The 14,689-nt window shown below is 65.0% G+C and carries 5 protein-coding genes; 1 reads left to right on the top strand and 4 read right to left on the bottom strand.

What is annotated here, in order from left to right; genetic code table 11:
- Nucleotides 1–100: 100 nt before the first annotated feature.
- Complete coding sequence (locus tag ACFV15_RS21575; protein ID WP_378352287.1) at nucleotides 101–544, bottom strand: SUKH-3 domain-containing protein; 444 nt, start codon at nucleotides 542–544, stop codon at nucleotides 101–103.
- A 241-nt stretch (nucleotides 545–785) separates the two neighbouring features.
- Here ACFV15_RS21575 and ACFV15_RS21570 point away from each other — a divergent pair, with 241 nt between their 5' ends.
- Entirely contained in the window at nucleotides 786–2,870 is a 2,085-nt protein-coding gene (locus ACFV15_RS21570) for an acyltransferase family protein (protein WP_378352286.1), read from the top strand.
- 160 nt (nucleotides 2,871–3,030) lie between these two features.
- On the opposite strand, the gene ACFV15_RS21565 is transcribed toward ACFV15_RS21570, so the two are convergent.
- The 3 genes from ACFV15_RS21565 to ACFV15_RS21555 form a co-directional block, all read right to left on the bottom strand.
- Nucleotides 3,031–3,513: a hypothetical protein gene (locus ACFV15_RS21565; RefSeq protein WP_378352285.1), complete on the bottom strand. Its 483-nt coding sequence runs from the start codon at nucleotides 3,511–3,513 to the stop codon at nucleotides 3,031–3,033.
- A gap of 8 nt (nucleotides 3,514–3,521) precedes the next feature.
- Nucleotides 3,522–12,611 (bottom strand): LamG-like jellyroll fold domain-containing protein, encoded by a 9,090-nt coding sequence (locus tag ACFV15_RS21560; protein WP_378352284.1) that lies wholly within the window; start codon nucleotides 12,609–12,611, stop codon nucleotides 3,522–3,524.
- Between the two features lie 82 nt (nucleotides 12,612–12,693).
- Nucleotides 12,694–14,604, bottom strand: a complete 1,911-nt coding sequence (locus tag ACFV15_RS21555; protein ID WP_378352283.1) for a tachylectin-related carbohydrate-binding protein — start codon at nucleotides 14,602–14,604, stop codon at nucleotides 12,694–12,696.
- Between the last annotated feature and the right edge of the window lie 85 nt (nucleotides 14,605–14,689).

Here is a 14,689-nt window from a genome sequence, read left to right as displayed (position 1 = left end):
GTTCACGGGAGCTTCCAAGGAGCGAGCTGGGGCGAGTGCGGCGGACCGTCCCGAAGTCGCTGGCCTGATTCAACCAGAGCCGCCCGGCGCGAACCAGGTATCAAGGCACAGGGAGGATCCCTTTGCCTTGGACCGTGTTCTCGATGAACTCGAGCAGGTCCGTCCCTAATTTGCCGAAGGTATAGACATATCCCCCGTAGAAGTGGCCGTCCGCTCCGAACAACACGGTCATCTGGTCCACCTGCACCAAGCCGACCGGGATCAGGCGAACTCCCGCCAGCTCAGAGTGCACCTCGACCCAGTCGAGGTCGATCTGCCGGCACGCACGCCGCACCGCGAAGCGGATGGCATCCTGTTCGCCCGGCCGCGAGATGGCGAGGAACAGTCCCGAGTACTCCCGGAGGAAGTCGACGGCGCGCGGAAAGACCTCATATCCCGCCATCTCCAGCGCGCCCAGGTCATCAGCGATCCCGACCGAGCGGCCAGGCTCCCAGCCTGCTCGCTTCAGCAGCCGGATGGCGGGTCGCTCGTACTCGCTCTTCACGAACCCACGGTTGTCCTGGCGTGGCTTCCACCCAGGCGGCGGCCACGGTCGATCCGGCTGGCCCGGATACCCTGGCCTCGTCGATTCGCCCATCACTTGCCCCTCCGCGCACGCATCTCCACGGTTGATTCAACCAAAAAGAACCGTGAATCCCGCAACCATCACGCGTCGTCTAAAGTTCCTCCATCGAGTGACGCCTGTTGCTCCAAAGCTGGATCCTTGAGTCACGAGGAGTAACAGGGTGTCACTGCTTGTCGAACCGGTGACCGCCGACAGCCCCACTCGCCCCAGAGCGAAATCCGCACAGCGCCTCGACATCCAAGGCCTGCGCGCGCTCGCCGTCGGCCTGGTCGTCTTCTACCACCTCAGGCCGACATGGCTGCCGGGTGGTTTTGTCGGCGTCGACGTCTTCTTCGTCATCTCAGGTTTCTTGATCATCGGCACACTGACCAGCGAGATCCGCCGCACCGGACGTCTCGGCCTGCTCGAGTTCTACGCCCGCCGCCTCCGCCGCCTCGTACCGGCCGCGACGGCGGTACTGCTGGCCACCGTGGCCGCGACTGTGCTGCTGGCCCCATTGTCCCGCTGGCCCGACGTGTTCCGCGAGGTCGTTTCCGCCGCGCTGAACGTCCAGAACTGGACTCTCGCGGTCCTGTCCGCTGACTACGCGCACGCCACCGCGACAGCTTCTCCGGTCCAACACTTCTGGTCGCTGGCGGTCGAAGAACAGTTCTACCTTGTCATTCCGCTGATCCTGCTCACCAGCGCCGTACTCGCGGCGCGACGCGGCGCGAACCCGGTGCGCTGGGCATTCGGCGCGGTCGTGCTCGTGAGCGTGCTGTCGTTCGGCTTCTCGGTGCTGTTCACTCCCGCCAACCACGGTGTCGCGTACTTCATCACGCCGACCCGCATGTGGGAACTCGGCATCGGCGGGCTGGCCGCGATCGCACTCCATCGCCTCCGCCTTGGCGGACTCGCCCAGCTACTGCTCGGCTGGGGCGGCCTTGCGGCCATCCTCGTCTCGGCGGCGACATTGACGACCGACATGGCCTTCCCCGGCTGGATCGCCGCGATCCCGACACTCGGCACGGTCGCCCTCCTGCTCGCGGGCGACGGAAACGAGCACACCTACGCGGAGGTCACGCCCTATCTGGCCGTGCCGCCGCTACGCTACATCGGCGACATCTCCTACAGCCTGTATCTCTGGCACTGGCCGGTTATCATCTTTTTGCTGGAACGGTCGGGTAATGCCCACCTGAGCGCGCTCGAGGTAGTGATCGCCACAGCGCTCAGTTTCGTTCTCGCGGCAGCGTCCAAGCGCTTCATCGAAGACCCGTTCCGCAAGCCGAAACGGCGGCGCGTCACCTACCTGATCGGCGTGGCCATGGTGGCGACGAGCGTCATCGCGGCGACCGTCCCCTGGCACCTCGGCCAGACCAAGCTCGACGACCTCGCCGCCCGCTCCGCGCTCACGAACAAGCACCCCGGCGCACTCGCGCTGTCCCCCGTCGAGCCGAGCCCGGTGCCTGCAGGCGTCCCGATCGTCCCGGATCCGGCGGTCGCCCGAGACGACTTCCCGCTGCTCGACCGCCCCGGCTGCGCCACCTACGACTTCAAGAACAAGCTGACCGGCTTGGCTTGCGGCTACGGCAATCCGCAAGCCACAAAGACCGTCGTGCTGCTCGGCGACTCGCACGCGGCGATGTACAGCACCGCACTAGCCGACTACGTCGCCAAGCACGCCGACTGGCGCCTCAAGGTCGTCGTCCGCAACGGCTGCCCGTTCACCGCGCACGCGCCGAGCGAAGCCGGCGTCCTGCTGACCAACTGCCGCGACTTCAACAAGACCGCGCTGGACTCAGTCATCGCATTGCGCCCGAACCTCGTCGTCACGGCGGCGATGTCGCCCCAGTCCTATGCCGAGGATCTGGAGTGGACGTGGCCATCGCGGTCGGTGCTCGTCGAGGGCTACCGCACGGTGCTGACCCGGCTGAGCGACGCGAACATCCCGGTCGCGGTCATCCGTGAGATCCCTCGCCCGGCGCTCAATGTGCCAGGCTGCCTGCAGCGGCAGGCCGACCGTTCAGCCTGCGACACCCAGCGTGAAACAGCCTTCCCCGCCGAGGGTGATCCGCTGGCCGAAGCCGCGGACGGGCTCGACGGTGTGAGGATCGTGGACATGACGAGCTGGCTGTGTGGCGTCATGGCCTGTCCGGCGGTGATCGGCAATGTGGTCGTCTACCGGGACAACCACCTCACCAACACCTACGTGCACACGATGAGCGGCCCGCTCGCAACCGCACTCGGCCTGGCAACAAATCCCTGAAGACACCGACGAAAAACGTCCACAGTCTCAAGCAAATGCTGAGACTCGACGTTCACGCTGATCAGTAACGCATCCCGAAGGCGTTTCACTAAATTCTGCGAAGCCAGCAACTTTTATCACCGAAGACGCCTCGCACTCGATATACAAAAGCTCGACGCCGTCACGACTCCGCCAACCTCCGGTTTTCTCGCATGTACTGAAAAACATCTGCACCACTGATTGCCGCTTCGAATTCGCCGTGACCCCGAATGAAATCCCGACGCCTAGTCAGGAATTCGCGCCAGAGACGATCCCAGCTGCCGTCGTCGATCGAACTATAACGCTCCCGCGTCGACATATCAATGACCCACCCGCCACATCTTCCTAGCAGGTACTTCAATAGCTCGCGTAACTTGCCTGCCACATCGCCAGGATTGATCAGTGCCACCCTAATCGAAACCAGTGAGCGCACGTCGACCTCTTGACGCCTTGCATTCACTTGAATGTCTATCCAAAAATGCTCTCCACGGAAAACATAGTTTTTAAACATGCCATCTTTTACTTCTGAAATGCACTCAATCCCCAATTCGCAAAAGACCAGCTCAAGCTCTTGACTCTTGTCACCATCCGACACGTAGCGATAATTTGCCGACTCCACGCCCATATACAGTCCTACCAGTCTCCATTGAAGGGTTCGTACCCTACCCCAGACCAGTCTGGCATGCCGACCGTTGCCCCATCCACGGTTATACGTTCAACAGGAATCCCTGTCTTCACGCTTGCGACGTAGCGATGGTGGCCTTCCTCGATATACTCCCTGCCGTCAGCCAGACGTTGGGTCTCGATAGGCCCTACTGGCCGCCCCGCTCGGAGCTCCTCGACATAATACTCCACCGTGTCGGGATCGACATAGTCTTGCGTCGGCCGGAGAACGTTGTGATTCGTGCCGACGATATCCACTCCCGGCACGTGTCCGCGCCCTGCGGCTACCGCTGATTGGTCCGGCGGGCCACCACGTTGCACGGAAGCTGGCGATTCGTGCTCGTAGTTGCCGCCTCCACGGAGAGCATCAACGGCATCCGGCGCAGCAGCGCGCTCGCCACCTACAGGGTTATCCACCTCAAGTTCCGAAACCGGCGTCTTTGCGACGTTTTCGATAACAGGATCGCCCGGATCCAAAACTGAACTCTTCGCCCAGTCATAGACTGTGTTGATGTCTTGAACATCATTCATCTGAGACGAGACGAGGATTGCAGGCAATTCAGGACTCGAAGAGACAGGGGTTACGACCAAGGGTCGAACTGCTGCCGCCGGGGTCGGGTCGGCAATACGCAATGCCTTCACCCGTGCGACCTGCCGGGCAGCAATACCGGGTGGTGGCGGAGGCGGAGTACGCGGGCCTCCCCCGGCTTGCTGCTCAGCCTCGCGACGCGCCTTCTGCTGAGCAGCGATCCTCAACTGGTTGGCTTCGTTCCAGCCATCCGGAAAAGCCCCCGGCAGCGGTGGCGCGGCAAACCCGCCGCCCGCGCCGCCACGAGACTTGTTCTTAGCATCCTCCCGCAATGTGTCAATCGCGTGCGTACCTATATATGTGATAGCAAGGCCGCCGAGAATGATCAACCCGCCGGCAAGCCATCCAGGAGGACCTGCTCCTGCAAGAGGAGCAGCAACCACACAAGCCGGGCAATGACCGTCTGGGTCTGCGAGATTTGTCGGCTGTCCGAATCCATAGGTGTAGCGGTTCGCGGCCACCGACGGCTTGGTCGGCAAGGCTACGTTGTCGCGAGCTGTGAACGTTCCAGTCCCAGGCGCGTACCACCGCGCGCCCATGTCGACGCCGCCGGTTTCCGGGTCGGTGTAGTCCGACTGGTACCCCAGAGGCGACGCGGCACCGGATCCGCCGGTCCGCTGGCCGAAGGGATCGAACGTCGACGACCCGACGAGCGAACTCGACGATGGGTGCAGCCCGCCGACCACGTCCGAGTGCCGGTCCGTGAGCGCGATCTGCGCCACGCCCGAGTCGTTGACCTGCGACAGCAAGCCTCCGTCAAGCCCGCGAGAGAAGCTCGACACCCCATCCGAGATCAGGTCGAGGCTCATGCCGTCGTAAGACATCGCCCGGCCGTTGCGGTCGGACGCGCGGTCCAAGCTGTCGTAGCCGTAGGTCGCGGATCCCTGCTTGACCGCGCGGTCGAAAGCATCGAACGCGGAGGTGACCGTCCCGGAAGCCGTCGTGCGTGAATCCAGGGTTCCCCGAGGTGACCACGCCAACGTGTCCGCGCCGTCGGTCAGCTGACGGTTCCGCTGGTCGAAGGTGGCGGTCTTCGCGCCCGCCTTGACTCGGTTCCCCGAAGCGTCCCACTTGTAGTCGACCGTCTTGCCCGCAGAAGTCCACGAGGTCAGGCGATCTGCGAAGTCGTAGCCGTAGGTGTTGTCCCCTGCGGACGTCTTCTTGCTGGTCAACCTGTCTTCGACGTCATAGCCGTACGTGACCGACGACAGCGAAGCACCATCGGAGCCCTTGAGGTCATCTCCACTGAGCCGACCGAAGTCGTCATACGAGTACGTCCTCTTTCGACCCGAGCCGTAGTCGACCTGCGACACCGCGCCCGCGCCGTCGTACCCGACGGCCTGCGCGACGCCGGTCAACCCGTCGGTCTGGCTCGAAAGCCGCCCTTGGGTGTACGAGAACTTTGCAGTGCCTGCCTTGTCCGTACGTTCAGTCAGCCTGCCGACGCCGTCGTAGGTGTAGCTCGACGTTCCCGCCGACGGCGCCGTGCTGGTCAGCAGTGCGCCGCGGTCGTTGTAGGTGAACGTCTTCTCGCCACCTGGTGTGTCCAAGCCGAGCACGCGCCCGGCCGCGTCGAAGCGGAACTTGCGGTCGGCCGTCGGCTGGGCGGCGCCGGTGCCGGTCTCCAGTTTCAACCTGCCGAGCGCGTCGAACTCACGCTGACGAGTGACACCGCCAGGAGCGACCGACTTCGTAACCTGACCGACAAGGTTGTACGTATTGGTCCACGTGCTGTCGGCGGGCAACGGATGCGCCGTGGTGGCCGCTTCGATGACCGATTCGACCAAGCCCAGCGAGTTGTACGTGCGAACGGTCGCGTTCTGCCTGCCGTCCGTGACCCTGGTCCGGTTACCCGCGGCGTCATAGCCGAAGGTGGTGACGATGGCATCGGCCGCCACGTCAGTCGTCTGCTCTTCCTGGCGGACGAGCAGACTGCGGTTGTCGTAGCCGAACTTCGTCGTGTGGTTGAAAGCGTCGGCCTCGGAGATCTTGTTGCCGACGGCGTCATAGGTCGCCGACCGCTTGCGGAGGATGTGCTCGCCCGCGTCGAGGTCGATGACGCTCGTGTTCCGGCCGGCGCCATCGAACGTCAGGTACTTCGTGCGACCGAGGCCGTCCGAAGCCCTCACCTGGTTGCCGCTGCTGTCATAGCCACGCTGTTCGACGACACCCGCCGGATCGGTGACCGAGGTCGGCCTGCCGAGCGGGTCGTAGTCGAACCGCGTGCGGTCGCCCGTCGGCGAGGTCGCCGAAACAAGGTTGCTCGCGTCGTCGTACCGCAGCTGCGTGGTGTACGCGGCGGGTTCCGGCCTGCGCTCGAGCTTGGTCGAGGTGACCTGACGACCGAGGTCGTCGTAGGTCGCCTCCCTTCTCGAGCCCGTGGGATCCGTGACGGACAGCGGTTCGCTCGCCTTGGTGTAGCTGTAGCTCCAAACCCCACCAGGCTGGTCGCCCGCGTCCGGCCGTGGGTCGATCCGCTCGACGAGCCTGCCGAGCTGGTCGTACCGGCTACGGGTGATCGCTCCGAGCGGATTCGTCGAGGCGATGACGTTGCCGAGACCGTCGTAGGCGAGTTTGGCCACGGCCTTCTTGCCCGTGGTGTCGCCCGGCGCGCGGTACTCGGGTGACGTCAACTCCGTCACTCTGCCCAGCCGGTCGAACGCCGTGGTGCTGAGGTTTCCGTTCGGCTCGCGGACGTTCGTCGGTTCGCCGAAGGTGCTGTAGCCGGTCATGGTCTGCGGCCGCACCTGCGCGGCCTGGTTTCCGCCGGTCTCCGCCGCGGTCAACGGGCCGGTAACCGTGATCGGAAGCCCGAGTTCGTCGTACCGCGACTCGGTGGTGAACAGTGCCCGGTCCGCACCGGCGACGTTGCCCCTGGGCTCTGTCACCGAGGTGACAAGACCCCGCTGGTCGTAGCCGTATGTGGTGGTGAACTTCTCCGAAGCGTTGTTGACGACTGAGTTGCTCGTCTGACGGCCCGCGGTGTCGTACTCGTACTCGGTGGTTTCGATCCGGCCGACATCGAGCCGGGTGCTGTTCGAACTCTTTCCGGACCTGGTGACCTTCTTGATGTCACCGCCCTGCGCGTAGGTCCATTCCGTGCGGTTCGCCAAACCGGCGGGATCGTCGTTCTCGACGACAGCCCTGCCTGCCGCGTCGAATTCGTAACCGGTCACCTGACCATTCGGCCTGGTGTCCTGCACCCGGTTCCCTGCGGCGTCGTAGGCGAACTCGTGCAGTGTGATATCGCGCTTGGGCGCGTTCGGGTTGAACGGGTCGCTGACCTTCTCCGCGACGACCTTCCAGATCTTGCCGTCACCGAAGTGCTGGAAACGAGTCGTCCTGCCCATGGCATCGGTCTGCCGGATGCGCTTACCCGCGAGGTCGTAGCCATAGGACGCGAGCACGAGCGTCGGTGCGGACGAGGTGTCGCCTCCGCCGTCGGTGTCACCGCCGTCGGTGACCGGATCGACCGCGTTGCCATGGAAGGCACGCAACCGGACTTCGGCGAGCGCGTTCCTGCCCGTGTAGCCGAATTCGTACTTGTTGCCGCCCGCGTCCACGCGCCAGGTGACGTTGCCGAAGCCGTCGTAACCGAAGTGGGTGCTGGCACCTTCGGCGTCGGTGACCTGGTTCGCGTGCCCGAACTCGTCGTAGGCGATGGCGGTCACGCGGCTCGGGTCGCCGCCGGTGGTGTCCTTGGCTTCGATCCTGGTGAGGTTTCCGTCGGCGTCGTAACCCTGCAGTACCTGGCCTGTGTGCTTGACCTGAGTCAGGGGATTGACCACCGCGGGGCTGGTCATCGCGGTCTGACGCGACAGCGCGTCGAACCCGAAGGTCGTCGTGACGCCACCGGGGAAGCTGTCGCTGACCTGGGTCTGAGCGATCCGGCGACCGAAGACGTCGTAGGTGAAGTTGGTGATCAGCTTGGCCGCGTCGATGACTTGAGCAAGGTCGCCATTGCGGAAGTACGAATACTTCGTCACGCCGCCACGTGGATCCTCCACCTGCCGGATCAGCCCGGCGGGCGCGTTGCCACCGCCGATAGCGGCGTCGTTGCCATCCGTGTAGGCGTATTTGGTGACCGCGCCGTCCGGCGTTTTCACGGTTTCCACAAGCCCGCGCACGCCGACACCCGTGTAGGTGTAGGTCGTCGCGTACTTCGAATCCGAAGCGTTCGCCGAACGAGCGTCACGCGACGAGACCAGCTTGTCGTTGCGTGGATCTGTCACGTCGCCGGGGTTCAGGTAGTAGCTGTAGTAGCTCGTCTGACAGTTTCCTGGTGCGACACGACAGGTCTTACGCGCGATGACGTTGCCGCGCTCGTCGTTGGTGAGCACGACGAGATCGCCGATCTCGTCGGTGATCGTCGTCTGGAAACCTTGGTCGTCGTAGTCGAAGGCACGAACGCCCTGGCCGTACGCCGGCCCGCCGACCCACGGTGCACCACCGGTGGTCGGACCGCCGCAGAACGATGGATCGCCTGGCGGAGGCGGGTTCGACGGATCGCACGGTGAGGGCGGTGGCGGGACCGGGTTTCCGGCAGGGTCGCGCCGATCCTCCTGGCGCAGCCCTTGCCCGAGAGGCGCGATGTAGCGGAGGATGCGCCCGCGCATGGGGTCGTAGTCGTAGAAGTGAAGCCGGTTGCCGGGATCGGTGACCTGGGTGGTCCTGACCAGGTTGTTCGCGGCGCCGGTGACCACCGGGGTTGCCAGCTTCCAGCGCCCGCCGTCGCGATCGGTCAGCTCGACGAGCCGGTCGGCCGTCGTGTTGTAAGCGAGCTGCGCCGCGACCCGGTCACTGGGCAACGAGATCTTGGTGAGGTAGTCGGCGCCGGCCTTGGCCTGGAAGTGCGCGGCCACAGCCGTCGGGCCGACGGGGTACTCGTAGTAGGCCACCTCGTCGATCTGACCCGCGAAGAACCGTCGGGGTTCGTTGCCCCAGGCAGGCCACGCGGACGGCGGCACCGTGTACGCGGCACCGAGCTGGCTGTAGACGATGTCGTCGTGGGTGATCTCACCTTCGACGCTGCCGACCTTCTGGCCGTCGAGGTACAGCGTCTGGGTGGCGAGAGAGCCGGACAGCACGACGTGGTGCCACTCACCGTTGTTCACGGCAGCCGCGGAAGTGATCGGCGCAGCGGTGCCGTTCCAGAATTGGCCACGCAGCTTGCCATCGGTGCCGACATAGAGCACCGGCACGGCGCCTTCCGGCGTCTCCCCGATCGGCGACTTCTGATAGCCGAACAGCGGGCCGCCCAGCTTGGTGTTGAACCACATTTCGATGGCCAGGTCCCGGTTCTTCCTGACCATCCCGTCCGGAAGCGTGACCACGGAAGAAGTTCCGTTGAACGAGGCCGCGGTGTCGGCGCCGTTCGTCAACGGGCTCGGCTGGCCCAGCGTGACGTCCTTGAACGCGCCGTTGTCCTTACCGAGGTTGACCCCGACCTGACTGGCCGCGACCGTGCCGCCCGTTTCACCGAACCGCCAGTACGAAGACGGCCTGGAGTCCACCACCGCGCTCCGGTAGTGCGAACCGGCCGTGTGCTCGTATTTGGTGCAACCGCCGTAGGGGTCGCAGACCTTGGTCAGCCGGTCACCGTCATAGGTGTAGTTCCAAGTGAGCTGCTTCCCGTCGATGGGATCGGTACTCACCGAGGTGATGTGGTTCCCGGTCCATTTGAAGTACAGGATCCGATCACTGGTGCGGCTGATCGCACGCCGCAGGTGTTCCGGCGTGCCGTAGTCGAGCTCGATGTAGTGCCCGGACGCGTCGTGGATGGCGATGAGCCGTCCGTCGGGCCGGAACCGGTAGAGCGTGTCCGCGCGGTCGGTCAGCACCCAGCCGCCGCCCTGGCCCTCGACCTCGGTGCGGAAGTTGGCCTGACGGCCCGGCGGCGCCGAGAAAGTAGCGTCGCTGTTACGGCCGAACCGGACTTCCTGACCGTCGGGGTAGGTGACCACGACATTGCCGGAGCCGTCGTTGTCGGGCACGACCCGCATGTCGTAACGGGTCGACCAGCCGGCGCCGAAGAGCAGATCACGCCTCGGGTCGAGGCTGTTGTAGGTGCGCGCGATGGACAGCTCCGGACCGGTGACGACCAGCGAAGCGTCGATCGCGCTCGAGAAGTAGTTTCCGGTCTGCGGATCGAAGTCTCGCTGCGCGCCGTTGTACGGTGCGGTCGCCAGATGCGACGTGATCTCCGGCTGCGGAACAGCGGTCAGCAGGTGGCTCGGCGACAGCTTCTGGCTTTCGGCGTTGCCGTCGAAGGCGAACGCGCGCCACTGGTAGTCCTTGCTCCACCGAAGCGCGCCGGGCGGCACGGTCCAGGTTCGCTTGTCGACATACCCGGAGTCCACACAGGACACGCCGGTGAGAGTGCCGTCCGGCTGCTGGACATAGTTCAGGCAGACCTCGAACCGGTACTTCAAGCTCGAGTTCACCGGCGCGTCGACGTCGACGGCGTCGACCCAGAGCTGCGGAGTGAGTGTCGGCGCCGAGAACCCGTTCGGCGGGTACTGCGCCTTCACGATCGGTGGCACGTCGAATACGGTCATCACGAGACGCGTCGGAGGAATCTGCTCGTCCGTGAACCACGGACCACCGCGACGCAGCATGCTGAAGTCGAGCAGGTAGTCGCCGACGTCCAGCTGTTTGATCTCCGCTTCCAAGGTCACGGACTCACCACGCGGAACGTCATGCGGCAGTGACGCGGCCTCGACGGAGGCGACCGGGTGTCCTTCGGTCGTGTAAGCCCGGTAGCCGAGCGCGAAGTCCGCGGCGGTCCAGGTGTTGGCCCCGCGGTTGGTCACCGTGATGACGACCTTGCCACCCTGCAAGCGGGTGACCGGCGGCTCCGGCACACCGCGGTCAACGCGGTATTCGGCGTCATAAGCAGTGTAAGTGACGAAAAGCCGCGGCGGGTTGGCGGTGCGGTGCCCGGTGAACATCTTCCAGGCGGTCCGGTCGGTGTCCGAAGCGCGGACCGTGAGCCCATAGTTCGGCGATGCGCCGGTGACCCACCGCTGCACGAGATCGCGGCCGCCCTCACCGAGCTGGATCAGCTCCGTTGTGGACGGGCAGCTGGAGGCGTGCTGGTAGAGCCCGATGTAGCCATGCGCGAACGACTCACGGGTGAGCGCCGCACCGAAAGCCGGGCCAGGGTAGGCACTCGCGCTTGTCCATGGCGCGACGACACCGTGCACGGTCAGCGCACGCGGCTGGCACGACCACGACCAGTGGTTCTTGAGTGTGAGCTGCGCGCCGAGGATCTTGTGGTTGCGCAGGCGGTTTTCGACGCCGCCGAAAGAAAGGTAGCTCGCCGCCTTGATGGAGCCGTTTGTCCCCACCTTGAGGTCGGTGCCTCCGTCGACCTTGCCGCCGGACTGGAACACGGTGCCACCGTTGGACACGGTGGTTTCCACACTCGGGTCGACTTCGACCGGGTACTGCCGTGCCGGGTCGTTGAGCCACTTCGTGTCGAGCTCGACACGAAGCACGGTCTGCCCGGAGCGTTCGATGAGCTTGTAGGTAACGCCTTGGGAGGTGGTGAGTTCACCGGTCTCGGGATCGCGCTTCGCGTCGGCCATGAAACCGGCCGGGATCTGAGCCCGCTCCGCACCGGAGGCGTCGAGCAGCGCGACTCGTCCGTCCACAATCGACGGACGAAGACCGGTCAAACGCAGCGGGAACTCCCAAACCCCAGGTGCTTGGGGAGAGTTCAGTACCAGAGTTTCCTTGACCCCACCAGGAAGAACATCCAGGCGCAAGTCCGCGCCCGGTCGCACCGCCGGGTAGACGATGCGGCTGCCGTCGACCGCACCTGGCACGCCCGCGGTTTCGGCCAGCCCGAATCCAAACTGGTGCTGATCATCGATCTTGACGTCCACGATCGACGCCGCATTGGCGGTCTTCGCGAAGCCGAGGGTGACGTTGTCGCCGGCGTTGCGCCAGCCGGTGCCGTCCTCGCGTGGCACGATCGAGGTGTCGATCGGCTGGTACGCGCCCGACGGGGTCCGGTAGTTCTCCGCCTCACGGCTGAACTCGGTGGTGTACGTGCCGTCCGCGTTCGCGTAGGTGCGCTCGGTCGCCGTGCGGCGGTCCGGGAGTTCCTTGCTCGTCTTCTCGTCGAAACCCTGAACGTGGTTCGGCACGTTCTCGACCTTGACGTCGTTGGCGCGTGCCTTGACCTCGCCGCCTGCCAACGCCGGATATTTCGACTGCAGCGAAACGGGGTTCGCCAGATTCGGCGGGCCGGTCGGGTCAGCCCCATGATCGGCGGCGGACCCCTGGTGTTGTTGTGGTGCCTTGGCCCTCGCCTGCGCCATCAGCTGAGCATCGTCATAACCTGGCTGCTCGTAGCGAACCGAGGGACCAGCTACCTCAGCCACCAATACCAAGACCAGGCCCACCAGCACGGCTTTGCCGGGTCTGCCGATTTTGCGCGCGAAGAAACCCTGACGAGAGAACATGGAACCACCTGAATGAGTCAGCGGAACGAGGCAGGATCGGGCCGGTGCCCGGTGAGAACACCCGGGCACCGGCGCGAACTTGTCAGAACTTCGGCTTGGTAGCGGGCCCGCCGTGATACACGGTCCGCGCGTCTGCCGAGGACCGGGCCGCCGCGGTCTGAGCCTGCGCACCGGACGTGAACACATAGGTGACGCCGTCGGCGTCGCGGAAGGTGACGGCCGAGCCGCCTGCCGCGAACGCGGCGGTGGCGGGATCGGTCGCGGACTCGTACGCGATGCCCGTCCGCTGGTCGGCCAGTTTCTGCCACGGACGGAAGGTGTTACTGCCCAACGCCACCTGCTCGGTGACATAGATGAGGCTGTCCGTACCGCGCACGGCCACGTGCGTCAGCCCGTTCGCGTCGACGATCGCCGTTGGCGCGCCACTGGCGGTGACGGCCGGAAGTGCCTGCCAGGTACCGGTGAAGCCGGTGGTGGTCTCCCGCAGCGTGACCACGGCGCCGTCCGCCTGGGTCGCGAACACCTGAAGGGTCTTGTCCGGCCACGGGACTCCGGCGGCCTTCTTGTCCCAGCCGGTGCCGGGGACGGTGCTCCAAGCACTGATGCTGCCGTTACCGGTGTTGTAGGTGGCCTTGGTGTACAGACCGGCCTTGGTGCGGGCGAACACGTCGATGCCGTCAGCCTGCGTGACGACGGTGATGTCCGAGGACAAGTTGGTCGACGTCAGCGGTCGCCAGGCCAGGAAGTCCTTGGTGGCGGTGTCCTGGCGGCGCGCCCAGAGCTTGCCGGCACTGTCCACCGTGAACGCGAAGCCCACATTGTCTCGCTTGGCCATCACCACCGGGCCGGGGCTCCAGCCACCGAAGCTCGTGGTGTCCGGCCAGGTCACCGTTCCGGCAGGCCTGCTGCTGAATCGGCTCTCGCTGTCACGGCCGAGCGCAGCCGCGTAAACCCGCTTGTCAGCGTCCTGAACGGCGCTAGGCGTGCCGACGTAGTCCTGGTAGCCGTTAATCGGGGTGAAATCGACGACCGTGGGGTCGGCGGAACGCTGACGGCCCTGCACGAACCGCCCTGCGCCGTCCACGTGGAAGTGCTGCAACCTGCCGGTCTCGCCCTCGATCACGTAGCTCGCCGCGTTCGGCCTGGCAGGCACCGTGGGCCGTTGCGGGAGCACCGGGTTGACCGCCGAGCAGGCATCCGAGGTCGCGGAGATCTGAGTTTCGGGAGCGATGTCACTACCGACGCTGAAGGGGCCGTCCGCCCAGTTTCCGGCACCGATGTACCGGTACCACTGGAGTTCGGAACTGTTTCCGTCCAAAGCGTAGAGGATATCCGCGCCAGCTGAAGTAATACGCGCCTTGTTGTTCCACCCACCGGAACCGACCTTACGACCGTACTCGAGCCAGCGCTGGCTCGCCTCGTGGTACTGGAATCGAAAAAGGTCACCAGCGGCGGTACGCGCGAAAATAACGCCGTCACCGGCCGCGGTGATCAGATCGTACTTATCCTGCCAGCCGGTGTCGATCGCCCTTTCGGACCATTTCTTCGCAACTTCATCGAAATGCGCCCAGACCAGGAGATTGTCGTGGACACTGTAGAAGGAACCCTTGCTGTCGACGGTGATCAGATTCTGGAACGCGGGCGAGTTCCAGCCGTACCACCCGGTGGCGATCCGCTCGCTGACGCCACCATTCTCCCAGCCGGAGCCCAGCCAGCGGAAGCGGTCGACGTCGCCGTTCTCCCTGATCAGGTACACGCGACCGTCCGGACCGGCGAGCATGCGGCCCACCCAGCCCGAGCCGATCCCCTGCCTGCCCGCCCAGACGTTGTCGCCACCCTCGGGCTCCTCATGCGAATCCACTTCGAGCCCCGAGTTCTCGAACGCGAAGAACATCGAGGCGCTCGACCTACAGCTCACAGAATCCGCGGCAAGCGCGGTCGATGCCGTGGAAACCGCGACCGGAATCGCGAAAAGAACACTCAACAAGGCCATGAAGGCAGCGCGTCTCGAGACACACCGTCGTAGCATCAAACACTCCTCTGCGGCCGGCCCAGCACGGGCCGGAAAAGAACAACAA

The sequence above is a fragment of the Amycolatopsis sp. NPDC059657 genome (genome assembly GCF_042734395.1).
In the GTDB taxonomy this organism is placed as follows: domain Bacteria; phylum Actinomycetota; class Actinomycetes; order Mycobacteriales; family Pseudonocardiaceae; genus Amycolatopsis.
This window is presented reverse-complemented; position numbering and strand designations above follow the sequence as displayed.